The sequence below is a fragment of the Nocardia salmonicida NBRC 13393 genome (assembly GCF_001613085.1).
In the GTDB taxonomy this organism is placed as follows: domain Bacteria; phylum Actinomycetota; class Actinomycetes; order Mycobacteriales; family Mycobacteriaceae; genus Nocardia; species Nocardia salmonicida.
Window position 1 is genome coordinate 1 of the sequence record NZ_BDBR01000036.1, and the last position, 22,718, is coordinate 22,718.

The following is a 22,718-nucleotide window of genomic DNA, read 5'->3' on the forward strand; positions in this document are numbered from 1 at the left end:
CGGTGCGGCGGGGGCGGGTGTCGCGGCGCCCGGCGTGGCCTGCTGCGTCGGGGTCGGCTGCGGCTTGGTCGGCAGCTGCGGCAGCTGGATCTCGGTGGGCAGCGCCACGCCCGGGGGGACCGGCAATCCCGGCGGGATCGGAATCGAGCTCGGCAACTGCAACATGCGCAGGTCCGACAGATGCAGGTCGGGCAGGTCGAGGCCGGTCAGGTCGCGCAGCGGGACCGTGATGTCGGGAATCGAGGTCAGCGCGACCTCGGCCAGCTGCGTCGGCACGGTCGCGACCTGGGAATCGTTGGCGCTGCGGTAGTCGGTCGAGTCGCTGAGAGCGAACGCGCCGATCGGTGCGGCGACAACGAGGGTGGTGACCACCGGGAGCACGTAGGAACGTTTCGGCTTTCGGTATCTCACGTGCGACTCCTATCAGGGTCGAGCTCGCGTTTTTTCGCTCATGTGATGCTTGCTTCCTCTAACCTCACGCATCACACTAGTTAACATACGTCACACATCTCAACCTCAACTCGAGACTTATGTGATTGCTCGAATGTAGCCCTCGGATCCCGCCCGGCGACGACGACATGCCGACGCGAGCTCCGCCGGTCGAACCATGAAACCGTGGGAGCACAGTATGAGAGCGGACACCAAGATCACCCGCAGTACCGGCCGTGGCACCCGTCGCCGGGCTGTGCCGGTCATCCGAACCGTGCCGCTGCCGCTGCTGGTCAGCGGTACTGTGCTGGCGTTGACCGGGGCGATCGGGCTGTGGCAGATCGCCCCGGGTCAGATCACGCCGACCGCCGGCGCGGGACACGGTCGCGGGATGAGCCAGGTCGGCGCCTTCGACAACGCGCGGGCGGGCTGGTCGGCCGAGGAGATTCTCGGCCACTACTACCCCGGGGCTGATCTCGGGCAAATCGGGCCGACGGAGATCCGTGTCCGCCTCCAGGCGCAGGACGACGCCACCCTCGACACCTTCGCCGCCGCCGGTGCGCAGGTCGCCGGTCGCACGATCGGCCCCGGCGACGCGGCCCATCTCACGCCGCTGCCCGACGGCGGGGCGAGTGTGGTGGTGACCGCGGGCTGCGACGGCGAAGTGTTGTGGCAGGCCGCGACCGACGATCCGTTCGTCTATCCGATCGGCGCCGGTGCGGGCCGACCTGCCGAGGAACATCTGACTCTGTGCGGTGGCACGGCCTATCGTGGCGCGCTCGGTGTGGCGCTCGAAGGCGAGTCCTTCCGCACCGTCAACCAGGTGGACCTCGACGACTACCTCGCCGGCGTACTGCCCGCGGAGATGCAGGCCAACTGGGCCGACCAGGGTGCCTTCGAAGCCTTACGCGCACAAGCGATCGCAGCCCGCTCCTACGCGCTGGCCGAGAGTCGTTACGACTACGCGCAGACCTGCGACACCACCGACTGCCAGGCCTATCCCGGTACGGTGAAAGAGGATTCACGCAGTACCGAGGCGGTCGCCGCGACCACGGGCACGGTGTTGTTACGTGACGGGCAGATCCTGCGCTCGGAATACTCCGCAGCTCCCGATGGCGGTCGGCCCGCCGATATCGAAACCTTCGCGGTCGGACCGGCGCCTAGTGAACTCGTCGAATCCGCGCCGCCCCCTGCGGTTCCCGCCGCACCGGCCGAGCCGGATCTGACCATCGAGGCGCTGGCGGGGGAGTCGGTGATCGACACCGAGTACCGGCGGATCGGCGGCGCCAACAGCGCGGTGGGCGAGCCGATCGGCCCGGAAATGCTGCTGCCGCAACGGGCAGGCACGTATCGGCTGTACACCAACGGTGTCATCGTCGTGACACAGACGCTCGGCGCGCAGGTCGTCGACTTCTCCACGCTGCTTCAGCTCGTCCCCGACGTGGGTGATCAGTTGCCCGCGACGGCTTCGGGCAAGCCCAGGCTGAAGATGCCGGAAGGTGGTTTGTCCCAGTTGGGTTCGCCCGGCGGTGCGGGGGGCGTGCAGATTCCCTCGGTTGCCGACGTCAGGGGCGAACCCGTCCACGGCCCGGTGAACCCCGGCGTGCACGACGGCGGATACGGCCCGGCCGCTGCTCCCGGCATCCACGACGGGGAGTAACCGCGCTCAGCGCTGTTCTGGTCAGTCGAGCGTGGTGTCGTCCAGTGCGACGGCCAGGGTACGCAGCAGGTCGGCGAGTTGCTCGCGATCCGTGGCGCCGAGGGTGGCGAGCAGGCGCTGCTCGTTGGCCACGTGCAGCGGCAGCAGCCGGTCGACGAGTTCGCGGCCCTCGGCGGTGAGTTGCACGAAGACGCAGCGGCGATCGTCGGGGGACGGGACGCGCCGGACCAGGTTCTTCGCCGCCAGGCGGTCGATGCGGTTGGTGATGGCGCCCGAGGTGACCATGGCGGCCCGGTTGAGCGCGCCCGCGGTGAGGCCGGTCTCGCCGCCGGAGCGACGCAGCGTGGCCAGCACGTCGAACTCCCAGAATTCCAGGCCGTGACCTGCGAAGAAGCGCTTCAGATCCTGCTCGAGGACGCGCGAGAGTCGGGTGATCCGGCCGATGATCGCCATCGGTGACACGTCGACATCCGGGCGTTCGATGTTCCAGTGCTCGGTGATCAGGTCGACCGCGTCGCGCATTTCTTTCCCTCTCGGTTGAAACTCTTAACGTTCATCTACTTGACGCAGAGATATCTCGGCGAGTAGATATTTCAATGTTGAGATTATCAATCAGGAGTGAACATGACGACCGCAACCCGTTCCACCGGCTACGCGGGCACCCTCGCGCTCACCGCCCTCACCCCGATCGTGTGGGGCTCCACCTACGCGGTGACCACTGAATTCCTGCCGCCCGACCGGCCGCTGTTCACGGCCCTGATGCGCGCGCTGCCCGCTGGGTTGGTGCTGCTCGCGCTGACCAGGGTGCTGCCGCAGGGTCAGTGGCTCGGTCGGGCCGCGGTGCTCGGCGTGCTCAATATCGGCGCGTTCTTCCCGCTGCTGTTCCTGGCCGCGTATCGGCTGCCGGGTGGGGTCGCGGGGGTGCTCGGCGCGGTAGCGCCGATGTTCGCGCTCGGATTCGCCGCGGTGCTGCTGGCCGAAGCGCCGTCGCGGCGGAAGGTGATCGCGGGTGTCGTCGGCGTGTTGGGAGTCTCGCTGGTGGTGCTTCGCGGCACTGTCGAACTCGATCTGATCGGCGTGCTCGCCGGGCTCGCCGGTGCGGCCTCGATGGCGGCGGGCACCGTGCTCACCAAGAAGTGGGGACGACCCGAGGGCGTCGGCCCGCTGGCGATGACCGGCTGGCAGCTCACCGCGGGCGGGCTGTTCATCGCGCCGCTCGCCCTGCTGATCGAAGGCGCACCGCCCGCGCTCGACGGACAGGCCATCGGCGGGTACCTGTACCTCGGCGTCATCGGCACCGCGCTGGCCTACTGGCTGTGGGTGCGCGGAATCTCGCGGGTGCCGGCGACTTCGGTGTCATTCCTCGGGCTGCTCAGTCCCGTGTCGGCCGCGGTGATCGGTTGGATCGCGCTGGGTCAGGCGCTGACCGCCCTGCAGATCATCGGCCTCGGCGTCGCTCTCGCGGCTACGGTCTTCGGGCAGATGCCGTCCAGGTCGGTCGACGGTTCCGCCGGAGATGTTGTGGGAGAACAGGTGCCGCCTGTGGGTAATCCGGTCGAACGCCGCGACGATGCCGAGCCGACAGTGAACTCGGTTGCGCCGGAATTGGTTTCGGCGACTACTCGGGTCTGAGCGTGCCGATCGGGTCAGCCGCGCATCGCCCGCATCAACTGGTCCTCGGTGAGGGCCGGAACCGGCAGGGGGTGCGCGGCTTTCGCGCGTAGGCCGTCGAAGATGAGGGCGAGGTTGCGCCGCCAGATGTCAGGGGCGACGGTGCTGGTGGCCGCGAGAACGCTGATGTGGGACCAGGTGATGAAGGCGATGTCCTCGAGGGTCCAGTCCGGACGCAGGGCGCCTGCCTCCTGGGCGCGGGCGATGATGCGGCGCATGAGGCCGTGGCCGTATTCGCGTGCGCGCTCGACGGCGGCGCTGGGGGGATTTCGCAGGGCGAGATCGCCGAGAATGCGGTCCGCCGCCTGGAGTTCGCAGATCTTCTCGACCAGAAAGACGAACGACTCCCACGGGCGTTCGGCATAACTTGAACCAATACTCAACTTAGGGGCATCTGATGAGTACGCTCGCGATCTTCGGCTACGGACCAGGACTCGGCGCCGGGACGGCACGGCACTTCGGCCGAAACGGTTTTCGGATCGCGGTGATCAGCCGCGAACCGGTAGCGCGCGCCGCGGCCCTGCGCGCGGAGGGCATCGATGCCGAACCGTTCGTCGCCGACGTCACCGATCCCGCGCAAGTGCTCGACGTGATCGGCCGGGTCGAGGAGAAGCTGGGGCCGATCGATGTGGCGCTGCATTCGGCGGCCGCCGACATGTCGGTACGCAGCGCCACGACCATCGACGTCGACCTGCCGTCACTCGAGCTGCCGATCGCGCTCAAGGTGTACTCGCCGATCCTTCTCACCCGTGCCCTGCTGCCCGCGATGATCGCCCGCGGCAGTGGCACGCTGCTGTTCACCTCAGGTGCCTCGGAGGAGTTTTTGCAGCCCTACCTGGCGAATGTCGGGGTCGCGTTGGGCGCGCAGCGCGCCTACGTGCGGCAGTTGGCGCGCGAAGTGGAAGGCACCGGTGTCTACGTCGGGCTGTTCGCCATCGGCTCGCTCATCGGGAACAGTGCGGTCCAGTCGGTCATCGACGCGAATCCCGACCTCGTACCCGCCGGGCTGGTGCTGCCGCGGATCGGTAATGCCGAGCTGGGCGCGCGGTTGTGGCGCATGTACACCGAGCGCGACACGGTGGAGGTCGAAGTCGGCTTCGCGTCTTGACCTTGACGTAGCGTCAACTTGCAGAGTGGAGGAACCGACGAGAAAGGGAGCAGGTCATGGTGGGTGAATGGTCCATTCAGGACCTCGCGAAGGCCGCGGGAACCACCAGTCGTACGTTGCGCCACTACGGGCAGCTCGGGCTGTTGGAGCCGAGCCGGATCGGGGCCAACGGCTATCGCTATTACGACCAGACCTCTCTCGTTCGGCTGCAGCGAATTCTGCTGCTGCGCGAACTCGGCCTCGGCCTTCCCGTGATCGCCGAAGTCCTCGCCGGAGAACAGGACACCGCCGGTGCGCTGCGGACCCACCTGGAACTGCTTCGGCAGCAGCAGGATCGGGTGGCGCGGCAGATCGACTCGGTGTCGACCACTTTGCACAAGACGGAAAGAGGTGAACCGCTCATGGCCGCAGAGGTTTTCGACGGTTTCGACCACACGCAGTACAGGGACGAGGTCACCGAGCGCTGGGGCAAGGAGGCCTACGAGAGCGGTGATCGCTGGTGGCGCTCGCTGACCGCTGCCGAGAAGAAGCGTTTCCAGCAGACCCAGCTCGACATCGCCGCCGACTTCGGGAAGGCCTTTACCGCAGGGCTTCCCGTGGAAGGCGGCGTCGTCCAGGCGATCGTCGCCCGGCATCGTGCCTGGCTCGGTGACGGCACGCAGGGTAAGCCGGTGTCGAACGAATACCTGCTCGGACTCGGCGAAATGTACGTCGCCGACCCGCGCTTCCGCGGCAACTACGACGTGCACGGCGAAGGCGCTGCCGAGTACATCCTCGAAGCCTTCCGGGCTTACGTCGCAGCGCATCCCGCCTGACGAGCTGGTGGGCGGGCGGTCGTACGCCGAGCGGGCATCCGCACCCGGGCAGTCAGTGTCCGGGTTCGGTTGTCGTCGAGGATAATAGGCTGCCGAATACCGAATGATGTGCTGCACGAGGTCGCGAGGGGGAGCGATGGATGACCAGCAAAGACCGCGGGGTCATGTGCCGCAGAAGAGCGGATCGTTGTCGAGTCCGCCCGTCGCTGTCTTGCTCGGCGGCATCGGGTCCGTCGTGGTCGGGCTGTTCGGGCTGAGCCGAGCTGCGGCGGCCCTTTCGGCTCTGCACGCTACTTCCACCCGATGGAAACAGTCGCAATTGCCCGTCGATTGGAATCTCCAGATGCTCGAGCATCAAATCGACCTCGCGGTCGGCGCGGTGCTCGCGGTGTTGCTCGGGTTGGGCGGAGTCCTGGTGCTCGGTCGGCGTGCGCGCGGACTGAACATGGTGATCATCGGTAGCGGGCTCGCGATATTCGCGCTCTGGGGCGCAGCGTCGATGTCTGCCAGGTCCGACGAGCTGGTGTTCTTCGTCCTGTACTCGCTGCTCCCGTGCGGGACTCTGCTCGCCGCGCTGCTCCCATCGAGTCAACGATGGATTGATTCCGGGCCGAACGCCCAGCTCGCACAGTCGAACACCCCGCACCCGCCGGTTCCGCCGTATAACTGACGGCGACGTCGACAGATTTGCGGGGGCAGTGGTGGAACAGGTGCGGCCGGAGCGGCCTTCGCGCGCGGTGACCGCGCTGATCGCGGGCTGGCTCGGGGTGCTGGTCGGCGCGGCGGGAATCTTCGTCGGCACGGCGACCGCCGTACTGCGGGCAACAGGGCGCGAGATCGACCTCGATTACGTGGGCGCGGGGATCGTGGGTGGGCTCGGGGTGGTCTATCTGGTCGGAGCGGTGCTGCTGTTGCGGCGGCGGATGGTCGGCAGGCGGTTACTGCTCAGCATGGCGGCGGTGATGGCGGGGGCGACCTTGCTGGTCATCGTGCTCAACGGGGCCAGCCATGGATGGGGGGTCGGGCCGCTGGATTTCTGGTTGATCGTCAATGTGGTGATCCTCGCGCTCAGTCTGAGCGAGCCGACGCGGCGTTGGACCACTACGCGTTAAGGCGTACCTGCGCCTGCGCTCCGGCCATGCGCAGCTGAGGAACGCTGCGCGGCCGCGCTTACTAGGGCGGTACGGGATACGGTCGGGGGATGGTCGTGCTGGAGACGAAGTCGAAGAGCGGTGAGGTGGCGGCGATCGTGGCCGTGTGCCTCGCGGGGTGCGCCGCGGTGGCGAATCTGGTGGGGGCCGTGGTTCTCGTGCGGTCGTTCCTGAGCGATCCGGGCGAGCTCGACGACTCGCTGACGCTGTTCGCCACGCTCGGCGCGCTGGTGTCGGTGTTCGCGTTCGTCTACGGCGGCGTGCTTGTGGCGCGCCGGGACGAGGCGGGGCGATGGGTGATCATGGTCGCCGCGGGCACGCAACTCGCCCTCGGCGTCCTCGGCCTGCTCGCCACGCTCGTGAACTACGACTCCGGGTACGGGATCCACTGGTTCGCCGACGAATCCGTCGTTCGTTCGCTTCTGATCGGCCTCGGTGGGGTACCCGGTGCCGTGACGGCGATCGTGAATCACAGTTGGGCGGCGGCACTTTCGGGTGCGGTGTTCGGTGGGCTCGTGCTGTCGGCCGCGGCGCTGCCGCAGACCGCGGCGCACACCCTCGCTCGCCCGGAAAGTGTTGTCGGACCGAACGTATAGTTTCAGCAGGTCAGCATCGTCGCGGCGGGTGCTGCGAGGCGAGATAGCGGCTACAGGTACAGCTTGTCAGGAGGGGGACACCATGGGGTATCCGTACGGTCCACAGCAGGGCCACGACCCATATGCGGGACAGGGGTACGCGCAACCCGGCTACGGGCCCGACCCGTACGGGGGTCAGCCGGGTTACCCGCAGCCCTATGGCGCACCCGTCCAAAATGGTTATGGTGCACCAGCTTACGGCGCACCCTATCCGTACGCGCCGGGCTACGGCGAGCCGCGAGCGGGCGGCGGTACGGCGATCACCGCCGCGGTGATCGCGCTGCTGCTGTCGATTCTCGGGCTGCTCGTCATGGGGATCGCCACGGCCGTCATCTTCGGCAGCGATGCCGCCACCACGTCCGAGAACGAATTCCGCGGGGCATTGACGGTCGGCATGTTGATCGGGATCGTGCCGTGCCTGTTGTTGCTGCTCGGCTCGATTCTGCTGTTCCGGCGCAAGACCGCGGGTCGGGTGATTCTCCTCCTCTTGTCCGGGCTCGCCCTGGTGTTCAGCGTGCTCTCGACCGTTCTCCCCCTGATCAGCGGCAACGGCGTAGCGGGAGAAGAGGCGACGTACGTGCTGATCGGCGGTGCCGTGAGTGCCGCGGCGCCGCTGCTGATCTTCCTGCTCGCCGTCGCACCGTCCACGGGCCGCTGGATTCGCGCCGGACGCGCGGGCGGTTATCAGCAGTACCCGCAGTACTGACGGTCAGCGCCACCTTCAGCTCGTACTAGCGACGTACGGCTGCGACCCGTACGCCGGGCACCCTCGACCCGGAGTCGGCGGGATCCGCGCCGGGCGGCCCGGTGGATACCCGCCTCAGGGGTACTGACGGTGGACTCGGGGCCGGGCACTTTCATCTGGGATGAATAGGCCCTGGTCAAGGCGTGGTCGGAGACTCCGCCGGGACAAACGGTGGTCTTCCGATACGCTGGGCACCCGTGACCGCCGCATCGTCCTCGGGTAACTCCGTCAACGCAGATTCCAACGCCCCGGCAAACCAGTACGACCTGATCGTGGTCGGCTCCGGTTTCTTCGGGCTGACCGTCGCCGAGCGTGCAGCGAACGTGCTGGGCAAGCGGGTGTTGGTGATCGACCGCCGCTACCACCTGGGTGGCAACGCCTACTCCGAACCCGAACCGGAAACCGGTATCGAGATCCACAAGTACGGCGCGCACCTTTTCCACACGTCGAACAAGAAGGTCTGGGACTACGTCACCCAGTTCACCGAGTTCACCGGGTACCAGCACCGGGTGTTCGGGCTGCACAAGGGGCAGGCGTACCCGCTGCCGATCGGCCTCGGCATGATCTCGCAGTTCTTCGGCCGCTACATCACCCCGGATGAGGCCCGCAAGCTCATCGCCGAGCAGGCCGCCGAGGTCGAGTCCGCCGACGCGCAGAACCTCGAGGAGAAGGCGATCTCGCTGATCGGGCGCCCGCTCTACGAGGCGTTCATCCGCGACTACACCGCCAAGCAGTGGCAGACCGACCCGAAGGAACTGCCCGCGGGCATCATCACCCGCCTGCCCGTGCGCTACACCTTCGACAACCGCTACTTCAACGACACCTACGAGGGCCTGCCCAAGAACGGCTACACGAAGTGGCTGGAGAACATGGCCGCCTCCGACCTCATCGAGGTCAGGGTGAACACCGACTGGTTCGACGTGCGCGACGAGATCGTCGCCGCCAGCCCCGACGCCCCGATCGTCTACACCGGCCCGCTGGACCACTACTTCGACTACTCCGAGGGCGAGTTGGGCTGGCGCACCATCGATTTCGAGACCGAAGTTCTCGAGACCGGTGACTACCAGGGCACCTCGGTGATGAACTACAACGACGCCGATGTCCCCTACACCCGCATCATCGAGCCGCGCCATTTCCACCCCGAGCGTGACTACCCGACCGACAAGACGGTCATCATGCGCGAGTTCTCCCGCTCGGCGCAGACCGGCGACGAGCCGTACTACCCGATCAACACCCCCGACGACCGTGCCAAGCTCCTCGCCTACCGCGAGCGGGCCAAGCAGGAAACCGCCGAGAAGAAGGTGCTGTTCGGCGGCCGTCTCGGCACCTACCAGTACCTCGACATGCACATGGCCATCGGTTCGGCGCTGAACATGTTCGAGAACGTGCTCCGTCCGCACCTGGAATCGGGCGCGGCGCTGGTGGACGAGGCATGACCAAAGCGATGCTCGAAGACGTGACCACCGAAACTCGCGCCATCTCGCTGCTGCAGCGGGTGATCCTGCCGCGACCGGGTGAGCCCCTCGACGTGCGGACCCTCTACCTGGAGGAATCCACCACCAACGCTCGTCGCGCCCACGCCACCAGCCGCACCGCGCTGTCGATCGGCGCGGAGTCGGAGGTGTCGTTCTGCACCTACTTCAACGCGCTGCCCGCCAGCTACTGGCGTCGCTGGAGTGTGCTGAAGTCGGTGGTCCTTCGCCTGGAACTGGCCGGGCACGGCCGGGTGGACGTCTACCGTTCCAAGGCCGACGGCTCGCGAATTCACGTGCAGGGCAAGGAGTTCGCTGTCGCGCAAGGCGCGGACTCGGTGGACGTGGAGTTCGAAACCGATCTCGGCCCGTTCGAGGACGGCGGCTGGATCTGGTTCGACATCACCACCGACACGGCCGTCACGCTGCTGTCCGGCGGTTGGTACGCACCCCAGCAAGCGCCGGGCACGGGTTCCATCGCGGTCGGCATGCCCACGTTCAACCGCCCCACCGACCTGGTCAAGACGCTCGCCGCGCTCGGCTCGGATCCGTTGGTGCTCAACAACATCGCCGCGGTGATCGTCGCGGACCAGGGCAACCGCAAGGTCGTCGACGAGCCCGGTTTCACCGAAGCCGCCGCGACCCTCGGCGACCGGCTCGCCATCTGCGACCAGCCCAACCTCGGCGGCTCCGGCGGGTACAGCCGGGTCATGTACGAGGCGCTGAAGACCGACGCCGAGTACATCGTCTACATGGACGACGACATCGAGATCGAGCCCGACTCCATCCTGCGCGCCCTCGCGTTCTCCCGGTTCGCGAAGTCGCCGCTGCTGGTCGGCGGGCAGATGCTGAACCTGCAGGAGCGTTCGCACCTGCACAGCATGGGCGAGGTCGTCGATCGCTCGATCTTCATGTGGTCATCGGCGCCGAATGTCGAATACGACCACGACTTCTCGAAGTACCCGCTCAAGGACCGCGACAACTCCAAGCTGCTGCACCGGCGCATCGACGTCGACTTCAACGGCTGGTGGACCTGCGTGATCCCGCGTCAGGTCGCCGAGCAGATCGGTCAGCCGCTGCCGCTGTTCCTCAAGTGGGACGACGTCGAGTACGGCCTGCGCGCGCGCGACGCCGGCTACCCGACCATCACCCTTCCCGGTGCGGCCGTCTGGCATATGGCCTGGTCCGACAAGGACGACGCGATCGACTGGCAGGCGTACTTCCACCTGCGCAACCGCCTCGTGGTCGCCTCCCTGCACCTGCCCGGTGACGGCAAGCCGATGATCGTGAACACGATCAAGGCCACCCTCAAACACCTGCTGTGCCTGGAGTACTCCACGGTCGCCATCCAGAACGAGGCGATCCGCGACTTCCTGGCGGGCCCGGAGGGTCTGTTCGACCTGCTCCCCACCGCGTTGGGCAAGATCCACGGCATGCGCAAGGAGTTCCCGGACGCGGTCGTGGTGCCCTCATCAACCGAACTGCCGCTGGCCAACCGCCACGGTGTCGGCGCGGTCGGCGAACCGGGCAACCCGCTCGCCAAGGTCGCGCGCCTGGCCAAAGGCGTGGTGCACAACTTCCGCAAGGCCGACCCGGCCGCCTACGAGACGCCCCAGCTCAACGTGCCGACGCTGGACGCGCGCTGGTACCTGCTCTCGCAGGTCGACGGTGTCACCGTGACCACCGCCGACGGTCGCGGCGTCGTCTACCGCAAGCGTGACCCGCGTCAGGCCCGCGACCTGCTCAAGGAAGCGATGCGCCTGCGCAAGGAACTCACCGCCCGCTTCCCGGAGATGCAGCAGCGTTACCGGGCCGCGCACGCCGAGCTCACCAGCACGGCGGCGTGGGAGAAGACCTTCGGCCTGAACGGAACCGAGAAGTGACCGACACCGAACTGCCCGAGCTCGAACTGGCCGACGAAGGTTGCTGCGGCGGCTGCGATTGCAGCGGCGACTACGTCGAGGTCCCGGTCGAGGTCGCGATCCTCAACGCCGTCCAGGGCGCCATCGGCAACAACCCGGCCGTCGTCTCCGCCGCGCGCGGCATGTCGCATTTCGGCGAGCACGCGCTGGGCTGGGTCGGCATCGCCGCCGCGGGCTGGCTGGTCGACAAGCCGCGTCGTCGGCAGTGGGCCGGTGTCGCGGTCGGCGCTGTGGGCGCGCACGCCGCGTCCATCGTGATCAAGCGGATCGTGCGGCGCCCGCGCCCCAATGATCCGTCGGTGCAGGTCAACGTGTCGACGCCGAGCAAGTTGAGCTTCCCGTCCTCGCACGCCACGTCCACCACGGCGGCGGCGGTGTTGCTCGGTCGCCTGACCGGGCTACCCTTGCCTGCGGTGATCGTCCCACCGATGCTGCTGTCCCGAGTTGTGCTCGGGGTGCATTACCCTTCCGACGTGATCGCCGGTTCCGCTTTGGGGGCCGCGTCGGCTGCCGCCGTGCTAGCCGCCGAAAAGAGACTCCGACAGTGACCGCAACTGAAAGAACCTTGGCTGAGATGAGCGAAGAACCGTCCGCCGCCGTCCTTGACGAGGGTGCTGTGAAGGGCCCGCCGAAGACGCTGCTCGGTGGTGTCATCAAGGCCATGCGCCCACGTCAGTGGGTGAAGAATGTCCTGGTGCTCGCCGCACCGCTCGCCGTCGGACCGGAAGCGGTCGGCGACGCGAGCGTGCTCGTGCATGTCGCGATCGCCTTCGTCGTGTTCTGCATGGCGGCCTCCGGCATCTACCTGGTCAACGACTCGCTCGATGTCGATGCCGACCGGGCCCACCCGACCAAGCGGTTCCGGCCGATCGCCGCTGGCGTCGTTCCTGTCAACCTGGCTTACGCTCTCTCGGCCGTGCTGCTGATCGGCTCGATCGCCGGTTCGTTCCTGGCGTCGTGGCATCTGGCCGTGGTGATGGCGATCTACATCGGCATCCAGCTGGCGTACTGCCTGGGCCTCAAGCACCAGGCCGTGCTCGATATCTGCATCGTGTCCTCTGGCTTCCTCCTGCGCGCTGTCGCCGGTGGCGCGGCGGCGGGCATCGCCCTGTCGCAGTGGTTCCTGCTGATCATGGCGTTCGGATCGCTGTTCATGGCCGCGGGCAAGCGCTACGCCGAACTGCAGATCGCGCTGGACACCGGCGCCAAGATCCGCAAGTCGCTGGAGTACTACACCCCGACCTACCTGCGCTTCATCTGGACGCTCGCGGCCACCGCCGTCGTGGTCTTCTACGGCCTCTGGGCATTCCAGCAGGACTCGGCTCGAGACACCCAGTGGTACTCGATCTCGATGATCCCGTTTACCATCGCAATCCTGCGTTACGCGGTCGACGTCGATGGTGGCGAGGCCGGTGAACCCGAAGAGATCGCGTTGGGGGACCGCATCCTGCAGTTCCTCGCTATTGCCTGGATCGGAGCGGTAGGTGTCGCTGTCTATCTCACCTGACGAGATGTTGGTAGCGGAGCAGGATTCAACCGAAGACGAGCAGCTACGCGACGACGAGTCGCCGCGTACCGACGCGCGTTCCTCGGTTCTGTCCCGCGCCATCTTCGTCGGTGGGGTGGTCATTACCGCCGTGCTGTTCACGGTCGGTGCGTGGCAGCGGCGCTGGATCGCCGATGACGGCCTGATCGTGCTGCGCACGGTCCGCAACCTGCTCGCGGGCAACGGCCCGGTCTTCAATGTCGACGAGCGGGTCGAGGCCAATACCAGTACCGCGTGGACCTACCTGATCTGGTTCTTCTCCTGGCTCACCCAGGCCCGTCTCGAGTACGTGGTGCTCGGGGTGGCGCTGGGGGTCTCGGTGCTCGCGGTGGTGTTCGCGATGCTCGGCACCGCACGGCTGTGGGGTGGAACCAGTGGTCAGCTGCTGATTCCGGCCGGTGTGCTGGTCTACATCGCACTGCCGCCCGCGCGTGATTACGCCACCTCCGGGCTGGAGAGCGGTCTGGTGATCTGCTGGGTCGGGCTGCTGTGGTGGCTGATGATCCGCTGGAGCCAGGCCGCTGTCGTTCGCGTGCCCAGCCTGTTGGGCCTGGTCTTCCTGGCCGGGCTCGCGCCGCTGGTTCGCCCCGAGGCCACGCTGATCGGCGTGCTCGCGCTCGGCATGATCTTCCTGACGCCGATGCCGCAGTTCCGGTTCGGGCCGGTCGCGCTGCGCGCGCTGATCGTGCTCGTCGCCGGGATCGTGCCGGTGGGCTACCAGATCTGGCGGATGGGCTACTACGGCCTGCCCTATCCGAACACCGCGGTCGCCAAGGACGCGGGTGGAGCCAAGTGGGGCCAGGGGGCCACCTACCTGTGGGACCTGGTCGGTCCGTACTACCTGTGGATTCCGCTGCTCGTGCTGCTGATCGCCGGCGTTGTCGCGGGGATCGCGCGTGGCTTCGCGCTGCCGCGGTTGTCGGTGGCGGGTGTGCGGGCGTGGCTGCGTTCGCCGAGTGCGGTGGTCGTGATGGTGCTGGGCAGCGGTCTGCTGCTCACCGTGTACGCGGTGCGCGTCGGCGGCGACTTCATGCATGGGCGAATGCTGCTCACTCAGCTGTTCCTGCTGCTGTTGCCGGTGGCAGTGCTGCCGATCCCGACGCGCCTCGGGAAGGCCGATTGGTCGGTCGTGGCGCTGCTGATCGCACTGCTCGGCACCGCGGGCTGGTCGCTGTACGCGTCGAACACGACCGCGATCACGACCGGCACCAAGATCCGCTCGTCGGGCATCGTCGACGAGCGCATCTACTACGTGCTCAACACCGGCAAAGACCACCCGATCCGGGCCGAGGACTACCTCGACTATCCGCGGATGCGGGCCATGGTCAACGACATCGCCGCCAACCCCAAGGGCGGCCTGCTGCTGAACTCGCCCGCGTTCACGTTCTGGTACCTCGACCCGCCGCCGGAGCCGATCCCCGATGGGGGCTCCGGGCACACGGTCTACTTCCTGAACCTGGGCATGACGAGCATGAACGTGCCGCTCGACGTGCGCGTGATCGACCCGATGGGCCTGGCCTACCCGCTTGCCGCACACTCGGACCGGCTGGCGGACGGCCGCATCGGCCACGACAAGAGCCTGTTGCCCGACTGGGTGGTGGCCGACTCGGGAATGGTCGACATCCACCCGTGGATGCCCTGGTACATGGATGAACAATGGGTCACCCAGGCGCGCACGGCGATGTCGTGCCCGCAGACCCAGGCGCTGATGGTCTCCGTCCGCGACCCGCTGACCTTCGCCCGGTTCAAGCACAACTTCCGCAACGCCCTGGCGTTCTCGAAGTACCGAATCGATCGGATCCCCAAGTACGAGATCCAGCGTTGTGGTCTCATCGACCCGTTCCCCGAACCCCCGCGCTGAATCGGCCCGGTCGGTCGGTATAAGTACCCCTAGACCTATGACTTACACCGGCTGGCCAGCGTTTATTTAGTGGCGTTCGCCGCTAAATCACTTTTCGGTAACGCCAAGCTATCGATGTAGCGATATGGTCACTGGAGGAACGGCCCGTCGGCGCACTGGTGTGCCGGTAATCAGTCGGCGGTCATTGCAACCGCGGTTCCGCGCGAACCGCATGAGGAAAGGCCCATAACAGAATGCGTGGCGGACGTCTCAGAGCCCGGGGAGCCGGCTGGCTCAAACGATCGGTGCTTCTCTCCCTGGCTGTAGTGCTGCCGATCGGTGCGGCGGTGGCCGGTCCCGCCGGCACCGCGACGGCGGCCTTCGATCCCACTGGCTTCGACTTCTGGGTCGACTCGGAGATGGGCCCGATCAAGTCGCGGATCTTCCGCGCGGCCGATGGCAATACCAATCGGGTCGTGTACGCGCTCGACGGTATGCGTGCAGGCGACGACCTCAGCGGCTGGGAGAAGGACACCAATGTCGCCCGCGCCCTGATGGACGCCAACATCAACGTCGTGATGCCGGTCGGCGGCCAGTCCAGTTTCTATGCCGACTGGAACGCACCGAGCAGCTACTTCGGTCTCGATGCCGGTTCGGGTGGTAGCTCCACCGGTTCGGCCGCGACCGGATCATCGATGACCGGTTCGTCGGTCGCGCCCACCCAGGTGGCAGGCAAGAAGAACACCTACAGGTGGGAAACCTTCCTCACGAGCCACCTGCGCAACGCGCTGTCGGCGCGCCTGGGCTTCAACCCCAACAACAACGGCGTGTTCGGTCTGTCGATGGGTGGCTCCGCCGCCCTGACGCTGGCCGCCTACCACCCCGACCAGTTCAGCTTCGCGGGCTCGTTCTCCGGGTACCTGAACATCTCGGCGCCCGGTATGCGTGAAGCCATGCGTGTCGCGATGATCTCGGCCGGTGCCTTCAACATCGACGCGATGGCGCCGCCGTGGGGCCAGCAGTGGTTCCATATGGACCCGTTCGTCTTCGCCCCGCGCCTGGTCGGCAACGGCACCCGCATCTGGGTCTCCGCGGCCAGCGGTATCCCCGGCGCGGGCGATGTGTCCAACCCGATGGAGATCGTCCAGGGCGTTCCGCTGGAGCTGCTCGCGATGGTGAACAGCCGCGCGTTCCAGGTCCGCATGGCCACCCTCGGCGGCGGCAACGCCCACTTCGACTTCCCGATCACCGGCGTGCACAACTGGCGCAACTGGGAGACCGAAGTCAACCGCATGATCCCGGACCTTTCCGCGAACATCGGCTAGTCGGACCCGCAAGACCCGAAGCCGCCCGGTGCCTCGTCGCACCGGGCGGTTTCCTCGTTTTCGTCACGATCCGAGCGACACGCGGTGACGAATCATGTGCGACAGATCACCGGGAGTTGTGCTCCGGGTCACTTTCCAGCAACATGTAGACCATTCGTCACCGATTAATACACAGAGAGCATGCGTCGAGGTTGAATCGTCCGTTTTGCCCTGGATCGATTCCCATCGACGTCCGATGAGGGATCCGACTGCGTAGCTCGGGATTTGCGCGTTCGGTCTGCGAGAAAGGTCTAGTCGAATGCGAACACTGCGCCGCAAGCGTGGGCCCGTGAAGGTTGCAGCCCCTGGTTCGTGGGCTCGGCGCTGGGCCGCGGGCGTATCCATGGCTCTGCTCGTTCCGATCGCGACGGCTGTTACCGGGGGAATCGCCCCCGCCTCGGCCGGATTCAACGGCAATGCCTTCGATTTCTGGGTCGATTCCGGGATGGGTCCGATCAAATCGCGCGTGCTGCGCGCCGCCGACGGCAACACCAACCGCGTCGTCTACGTCCTCGACGGCATGCGCGCACCGGAGAATCTCAACGGCTGGGAGATCGAAACCGATATCCCGAATGCGCTGGCCGCGGCGAATATCAATGTGGTGATGCCCGTCGGCGGTATGTCCAGCTTCTACGCCGACTGGAACGCGCCGAGTGATTTCTTCGGCATTCCCGGCAACGGCGCGCCGTCCTCGGGTTCGGGCGCGGGCAACGTGCTGTCCGGCGGACCCGGCAAGAGCTACCGCTACCAGTGGGAATCGTTCCTCACCGGCGACCTGCGCAACGCCCTCGCCGACCGCCTCGGCTTCAACCGGTTCCGCAACGGTGTGTTCGGTCTGTCGATGGGTGGCTCGGCCGCGCTGACGTTGGCCGCCTACCATCCCGACCAATTCTCCTTCGCCGGTGCGTATTCCGGTTACCTGAACATCTCGGCCCCCGGCATGCGCGAGGCAATTCGCATCGCGATGCTCGACGCGGGCGGTTACAACGTGGACGCCATGGCACCGCCGTGGGGCCCACAGTGGCTGCGGATGGATCCGTTCGTGTTCGCCCCCAACCTGGTGGGCAACAACACCCGGCTGTGGATAGCGGCGGGCTCAGGCTTGCCGACCAGTACCGACGGCCCGAACATGGGCACCGTCAACGGGATGGCGCTGGAAGCCTTGGCGCTGGCCAACACTCGGGCTTTCGAAGTCAGGATGGCAACGCTCGGCGCCCGTAACGTCACCTACTCTTTCCCGGCCTTCGGCATCCACGCCTGGAACAACTGGAATGACGAAGCCCTGCGGATGATCCCGGATTTGTCCGCCAACATCGGGTGAACATCACGGAACCGGCACCGCGAGACTTGCGGTGCCGGTTCTGTCTGCCCGGACCACCGCAGCGACTGAACAATACGTTCATATGACGACCACGCCACGCAAATAACTCGACAACCACGGGTTTTCGGCCGCCTCGGATCCGAAGGGCGAGACGGAACGCCGAAGGCGCAGTATCGCCCTTCGGATTCGAGGCCCGCAGGGCCGAAAACCCCGCGGCGCCAGCCGCCAATGTCACTGCCCTTGCAGTTAATTCGCGCGTGGAATATCCTCCAGCGAGCGTAAGTGTGACCAGATCGTTGTTTCATCCGTCTGATCGACCGGGCTGTCGGGGCCGTGTCGGCGGCGGCCAGCGTGTCTGGCATGCCATAACAGCAGAAAGAGAGCGGAATTCACATGCGTTTCGGCAAGGCCGTCGCGCCGGCATCTCGTAGTTGGCGTAATCGAATTCTAGCTGTCGGCGCTGCAGCCCTCGTGCTGCCGATCGCCGCAGGAGCGGCCCCGACCGCGCTTGCCGCACCGTCGGTGTCGGCACCCGTGTTGCGCGCACCGGCCGGTGGCTACGAAGAACTGATGGTGCCCTCGAAGATGGGCCCCGTGAAGGTCCAGGTGCAGTGGGCGCGCAACGGCGGCAACGCCGCGCTCTACCTGCTCGACGGCCTTCGCGCCCGTGACGACCGCAACGCCTGGTCGTTCGAGACCAACGCGATGCAGCAGTTCAGCAACGACAACGTCACCCTGGTGATGCCGGTCGGTGGCCAGTCCAGCTGGTACGCCGACTGGACCGCCGCCAGCAACACCAACGGCCAGAAGACCACCTACAAGTGGGAGACCTTCCTGACCGAAGAGCTCCCCACCTTCCTCGAGGGCTATGGCGTGTCCCGCAGCAACAACGCGGTGCTCGGCCTGTCGATGTCGGGCCCGGCCGCGCTGCGCCTCGCCGCGCTGAACCGCAATCAGTTCAAGCACGCGTCCTCGCTCTCGGGCCCGTTGAACTGGGGCGCTCCCGGCATGCGTGAGGCCATCCGCGTGATGATGCTCGACGCGGGCCGTTTCAACGTCGACGCCATGGCTGCTCCCTGGAGCTCGGCGTGGCTGCGGATGGACCCGATGGTGTTCGCGCCCGAGCTGCGCGGCCTGCCGATGTTCATCTCGTCGGCCAACGGCCTGCCGGCCCAGCACGACAAGCCCGCCGGTCTCGGCGGTGCCTACAACACCGCCAACGCGATGGGCATCGAGGCCATCTCGTTCGTGAGCACCCTGGCGTTCCAGCGTCGCCTCAACACCCTCGGCATCAACGCCGTCTACGACGTCGGTGCCTCCGGTACCCACTCGTGGAAGTACTGGGAAGACGAGCTGTGGAAGGCCCGTCCGCACATCCTGAATGCACTGGGCGCCTAGTAGTTTCCGCCCAGCAACTTTCTGGAGACCGGCTCACCCCCAGGGTGGGCCGGTCTTTTTGCTGTGTCGATCCCTCGCGTGTCCTCCCCAGTTATCGCCGCTGACTGCGGTACAACCGACGGTGAGGCTGTGTCCCAATTCCGGGATGAGGAAGGTCGCGTGTGATGAAACATCGTGTCTCGGTACATAGTGTCTCAGCGCCGATGCGGCGGATCCTCGGCATCGCGGCCATGTCGGCGGCGTTGTTCGCGCCTGCTGTGGCCGTTCCCGTGCAGGCCCAACCGGTGGTGTCCGGGGTGCAGCGGGTGGACTGGCTCTCGGATCGGCGAGTGGCGCTGTGGGTGTACTCGGCCGCCATGAAGACCCCGATCCAGGTGCAGATGCTGTTGGCGCGGGACTGGAATGCGCGTCCCGACGCGAAGTTTCCGATGATGCTCATGCTCGACGGTCTGCGCGCGCAGGACGACGAGAACGGCTGGACCAAGGACGCCGACGCCGAGGGCTTCTACGCCGACAAGAACGTCAATGTGGTGCTGCCGGTCGGCGGCCAGTCGAGCTGGTATTCGGACTGGCTCGCGCCCGACAACGGCTTCACCTACAAGTGGGAGACCTTCCTGACCAAGGAACTCCCGCCGATCCTCGAACGTGACTGGCGAACCACGGATGTGCGTGGCGTGCAAGGACTTTCGATGGGCGGCACGGCGGCGATGAACCTGGCGGGGCGCAACCCCGGGCTGATGAAATACGTGGCCTCGTACTCGGGCCTGCTCACCACGACAACGCTCGGCATGCCGCAGGCGATCACCTTCGCCAACAAGGACGCGGGCGGCTTCGACGCGGGCGCGATGTGGGGCCCGCCCGGCAGCCCCGAGTGGGACGCGCACGACCCCTATCAGCTGGCCGACAAGCTCAAAGGCGTCAGCATGTACGTCTCCAGCGGCAGCGGACTGGCGGGCTCGCACGATCAGCTCGGTGAAGTGCCGTTGATGAGCGAGAACTGGGCGGGCACCGGCCTGGAGATCCTCTCGCGGCTGTCGACTCAGAATTTCGTCGCCAAGCTCGAGAAGCTGGCGATTCCGGTGCAGGCGAATTACCGGCCCGCGGGCACCCACACGTGGCCGTACTGGGATTTCGAGATGCGGCAATCGTGGTCACAGGCCGCGGCGGCGCTCGGTACCGATCCCGGCGGCTCGACCTGCGCGCTGGGCGGGGCGATCGGCGGGGTCGCGCAAGCGGCGAACTGGCTGGGCAACTGCCTGACCGCCGAGTACCCGGCGGGCACCGGAATGGTGCAGGACTTCCCGAACGGTCGGGTGTTCCACTCGGCCGCGGCGGGCACGCACGCGGTGGCGGGGCGCATCGGTGGCACCTACGCCGGTATCGGCGGCGCGTCCTCGCCGCTCGGCCTGCCCAACGGTGACGAGCGCGGCCTACCCGACGGGCGCGGCCGCATGCAGACCTTCGAAGGCGGCTCGATCTACTGGACCCCGCAGACCGGCGCGCAGGTGATGCGCGGCGCGTTCCTCGAGGAGTGGGGCAAGCAGGGCTACGAGGGCGGCCCCGCCGGCTATCCGGTGGCCGCCGAGGCGCCGACGCCCAGCCGTGCGGGCTCGGTGCAGGCCTTCGAGAACGGCCCGATGTTCTACAGCCCGGCCACCGGCGCACACCGGGTGCAGGGCTTCGTCCTGGACAAGTACAGCCAGCTCGGTTTCGAGAACAGCCCGCTCGGTTTCCCGGTCGCCGGGGAGGCGCCGCTGAAGGATCTCGGGCGCTACAGCCGGTTCGAGGGCGGCAATATCTATTGGAGCCCGCTGTCGGGCGCGTGGTCGGTGCGCAACGGCGCGCTCGCCGACACCTGGGGGGCGCAGGGGTTCGAAAACGGCAGACTCGGGTATCCGGTGAGTGACGAGTTCGCCGTTCCCGGCGGAATCCAGCAGAACTTTCAGACCGGGTTCATCGTGGTGCGAGACGGCAAATCCGAAGTACACGGGGTGTGATCTCGGGCTGAGAACTCTCTGAGCTTCGCCGCTCGGTGCCCGGCACCGCCGATTGTCCGGCTAGCCTGGTCTGCGACCGCTTCCCTGACGAACGATCGAGGAAAGACATCTTCATGCATCGGATCTCTGGCAAGGTAGCCGGATCGGTCGCGGCCCTGGCTGCCGTCGCCCTGTTGTCCGCCTGTGGCGGCAACGACTCGACCGCGTCGCAGACGCCCACCCTGTCCACCAGCGTGGCCGCGAAGGCGACGACGACGCCGCCCGTGGTCATCGAGCCGCCGGCCGAGGCCCCGTCGAGCACCGCGCCGGAGACCAGTGCGTCCGCCGAGGAGCCGACACCGCTCCCGCAGACCAGCGCCGCCGCGCCCGCGACCGGCAAGGACAAGGCGTTCCTGGACGAACTGGCCAAGAACGGCATCACCCCGGGCGACCAGACGACCGCGGTGACCACCGCGACCTACATCTGCTCGACCAAGGGCACCGGCGCCAGTGACGCCGATGTCGCCACCTTCGTCGCCGCGATGGCAGGCACCGACCCGTCATTCGACGCGTCGAAGATGGATGTCAACAAGGCAGCACAGATCTACATCGCTGCCGCGAACTCCACCTACTGCTAGTGACGCCCCGACCGACGCGACGCTCCCGCGGGTTCTGGCCTGCGGGGTGCTTCACTGTGCTGGCGCTGCTCGTGCTGGCGATCATCGTCATCGTGCTGCTCTGGTACCTGCTCGCGGGCCGGTTGAAGGAGCCGGGGCCGACGCCGCCCGGCCCGCCGCCGCCGACCTCGCAGTCGGCGGAGTGCCCCGATGTGATGCTGCTCTCGATCCCGGGTACCTGGGAGTCGTCGAGCGCCGACGATCCGTACAACCCGCAGGCGAACCCGATCTCGTTGATGCTCAGCGTTTCCGGGCCGCTGCGCGCGCAGTTCCCGGACAACCGGCTCGAGGTGTACACGGTTCCGTACGTGGCGCAGTTCTCGAACCCGATCGCGTTCCCGCCCGACGGCCAGGCTTCCTACAACAACAGCCGCACCGAGGGCACCGCGCGCGCCACCGACGTGCTGGCTCAGCGCCACAAGGAATGCCCGTTGACGAATTTCGTCATCGCGGGCTTCTCGCAGGGCGCGGTGATCGCCGGTGACGTCGCCGCGCAGATCGGCGCGGGCAACGGCCCGATCCCGGAAGCCAATGTGCTCGGCGTGACGGTGATCGCCGACGGCCGTCGCACCGCGACCGGTCCCGGTCAGCCCACCGAGATCGGCGACCCGCCGCCGGCGGGCGAGGGCGCCGAGGTGGCGCTCAAGGGCGTCAATGTCCCCGGCATCAGCATGACCGGTCCCCGCCCCGGCGGTTTCGGCACGCTGGCGCCCAAGGTGAACTCCGTCTGCGCGCCCGGCGACATGATCTGCGACGCACCACGCCAGGCGCTCAATCCGGCCAACGCGCTGGGCAGCCTCGCGGCGCTGATCCGCTCCGCGGGTAACCCGGTGCACGCGCTGTACGCCTCGAATCCGGTAGACGGCGACGGCACAACGGCGACCCAATGGACGGTCAACTGGGCTGCGGGGCTCATCGAGAACGCACCGCATCCGCCGCATTCTTGACGGAGTTGTCACAGTCACAGTGGGGGCGTGATTGCCATGGA

21 protein-coding genes and 1 pseudogene are annotated in these 22,718 nt (G+C 67.0%); 19 read left to right on the top strand and 3 right to left on the bottom strand.

From position 1 onward, the window contains the following. A pseudogene (locus NS1_RS28385) lies at positions 1–411 on the bottom strand (N-acetylmuramoyl-L-alanine amidase); the annotation flags it as partial. 217 nt (positions 412–628) lie between these two features. On the opposite strand from NS1_RS28385, the gene NS1_RS28390 reads away from it, so the two are divergent. Further along, complete coding sequence (locus tag NS1_RS28390; protein WP_084504570.1) at positions 629–2,089, top strand: SpoIID/LytB domain-containing protein; 1,461 nt, start codon at positions 629–631, stop codon at positions 2,087–2,089. A gap of 21 nt (positions 2,090–2,110) precedes the next feature. On the opposite strand, the gene NS1_RS28395 is transcribed toward NS1_RS28390, so the two are convergent. After that, the gene (locus NS1_RS28395) at positions 2,111–2,611 is read right to left on the bottom strand and encodes a MarR family winged helix-turn-helix transcriptional regulator (RefSeq protein WP_062989421.1); all 501 of its coding nucleotides are present in this window, start codon (positions 2,609–2,611) and stop codon (positions 2,111–2,113) included. Between the two features lie 102 nt (positions 2,612–2,713). Between NS1_RS28395 and NS1_RS28400 the strand changes: the two genes are divergently transcribed. After that, positions 2,714–3,721: an EamA family transporter gene (locus NS1_RS28400; RefSeq protein WP_084504572.1), complete on the top strand. Its 1,008-nt coding sequence runs from the start codon at positions 2,714–2,716 to the stop codon at positions 3,719–3,721. A 14-nt stretch (positions 3,722–3,735) separates the two neighbouring features. On the opposite strand, the gene NS1_RS28405 is transcribed toward NS1_RS28400, so the two are convergent. Further along, entirely contained in the window at positions 3,736–4,143 is a 408-nt protein-coding gene (locus NS1_RS28405; RefSeq protein WP_174562691.1) for an SbtR family transcriptional regulator, read from the bottom strand. A gap of 14 nt (positions 4,144–4,157) precedes the next feature. Between NS1_RS28405 and NS1_RS28410 the strand changes: the two genes are divergently transcribed. From NS1_RS28410 to NS1_RS28490, 17 genes are all read left to right on the top strand, one after another. Then, entirely contained in the window at positions 4,158–4,868 is a 711-nt protein-coding gene (locus tag NS1_RS28410; protein ID WP_062989423.1) for an SDR family NAD(P)-dependent oxidoreductase, read from the top strand. Between the two features lie 56 nt (positions 4,869–4,924). After that, the gene (locus NS1_RS28415) at positions 4,925–5,683 is read left to right on the top strand and encodes a MerR family transcriptional regulator (protein ID WP_062989425.1); all 759 of its coding nucleotides are present in this window, start codon (positions 4,925–4,927) and stop codon (positions 5,681–5,683) included. A gap of 343 nt (positions 5,684–6,026) precedes the next feature. Next, positions 6,027–6,353 (top strand): hypothetical protein, encoded by a 327-nt coding sequence (locus NS1_RS40375; RefSeq protein ID WP_157125430.1) that lies wholly within the window; start codon positions 6,027–6,029, stop codon positions 6,351–6,353. Between the two features lie 31 nt (positions 6,354–6,384). Further along, entirely contained in the window at positions 6,385–6,795 is a 411-nt protein-coding gene (locus NS1_RS28425) for a hypothetical protein (protein WP_157125431.1), read from the top strand. 89 nt (positions 6,796–6,884) lie between these two features. After that, entirely contained in the window at positions 6,885–7,430 is a 546-nt protein-coding gene (locus tag NS1_RS28430; RefSeq protein WP_062989430.1) for a hypothetical protein, read from the top strand. 82 nt (positions 7,431–7,512) lie between these two features. Next, the gene (locus NS1_RS28435; protein WP_157125432.1) at positions 7,513–8,175 is read left to right on the top strand and encodes a hypothetical protein; all 663 of its coding nucleotides are present in this window, start codon (positions 7,513–7,515) and stop codon (positions 8,173–8,175) included. A 236-nt stretch (positions 8,176–8,411) separates the two neighbouring features. Then, the gene (gene glf / locus NS1_RS28440; RefSeq protein ID WP_062989432.1) at positions 8,412–9,650 is read left to right on the top strand and encodes a UDP-galactopyranose mutase; all 1,239 of its coding nucleotides are present in this window, start codon (positions 8,412–8,414) and stop codon (positions 9,648–9,650) included. Next, complete coding sequence (locus NS1_RS28445) at positions 9,647–11,569, top strand: glycosyltransferase (protein ID WP_062989433.1); 1,923 nt, start codon at positions 9,647–9,649, stop codon at positions 11,567–11,569. Before glf ends, NS1_RS28445 begins: the two co-directional genes overlap by 4 nt. A gap of 98 nt (positions 11,570–11,667) precedes the next feature. Beyond that, complete coding sequence (locus NS1_RS28450) at positions 11,668–12,156, top strand: phosphatase PAP2 family protein (RefSeq protein ID WP_062989517.1); 489 nt, start codon at positions 11,668–11,670, stop codon at positions 12,154–12,156. Positions 12,157–12,182: 26 nt separating this feature from the next. Continuing rightward, positions 12,183–13,115 (top strand): decaprenyl-phosphate phosphoribosyltransferase, encoded by a 933-nt coding sequence (locus NS1_RS28455; RefSeq protein ID WP_056822319.1) that lies wholly within the window; start codon positions 12,183–12,185, stop codon positions 13,113–13,115. Between the two features lie 4 nt (positions 13,116–13,119). Next, the gene (locus NS1_RS28460; protein WP_062989434.1) at positions 13,120–15,015 is read left to right on the top strand and encodes an arabinofuranosyltransferase AftB family protein; all 1,896 of its coding nucleotides are present in this window, start codon (positions 13,120–13,122) and stop codon (positions 15,013–15,015) included. A 233-nt stretch (positions 15,016–15,248) separates the two neighbouring features. After that, on the top strand, positions 15,249–16,319 hold the full coding sequence (locus NS1_RS28465) for an alpha/beta hydrolase (RefSeq protein WP_062989435.1): 1,071 nt from the start codon (positions 15,249–15,251) through the stop codon (positions 16,317–16,319). A 298-nt stretch (positions 16,320–16,617) separates the two neighbouring features. Then, the gene (locus NS1_RS28470) at positions 16,618–17,679 is read left to right on the top strand and encodes an alpha/beta hydrolase (RefSeq protein WP_255284731.1); all 1,062 of its coding nucleotides are present in this window, start codon (positions 16,618–16,620) and stop codon (positions 17,677–17,679) included. Between the two features lie 393 nt (positions 17,680–18,072). Then, positions 18,073–19,077 (top strand): alpha/beta hydrolase, encoded by a 1,005-nt coding sequence (locus NS1_RS28475; protein ID WP_062989437.1) that lies wholly within the window; start codon positions 18,073–18,075, stop codon positions 19,075–19,077. A 203-nt stretch (positions 19,078–19,280) separates the two neighbouring features. Continuing rightward, a complete protein-coding gene (locus tag NS1_RS28480) occupies positions 19,281–21,074 on the top strand; it encodes an alpha/beta hydrolase-fold protein (RefSeq protein ID WP_062989438.1) in 1,794 nt (597 codons plus the stop codon). A 113-nt stretch (positions 21,075–21,187) separates the two neighbouring features. After that, on the top strand, positions 21,188–21,691 hold the full coding sequence (locus NS1_RS28485) for a DUF732 domain-containing protein (protein WP_062989439.1): 504 nt from the start codon (positions 21,188–21,190) through the stop codon (positions 21,689–21,691). Then, on the top strand, positions 21,685–22,677 hold the full coding sequence (locus tag NS1_RS28490; RefSeq protein ID WP_373864373.1) for a cutinase family protein: 993 nt from the start codon (positions 21,685–21,687) through the stop codon (positions 22,675–22,677). Before NS1_RS28485 ends, NS1_RS28490 begins: the two co-directional genes overlap by 7 nt. The last annotated feature ends 41 nt before the right edge of the window (positions 22,678–22,718 follow it).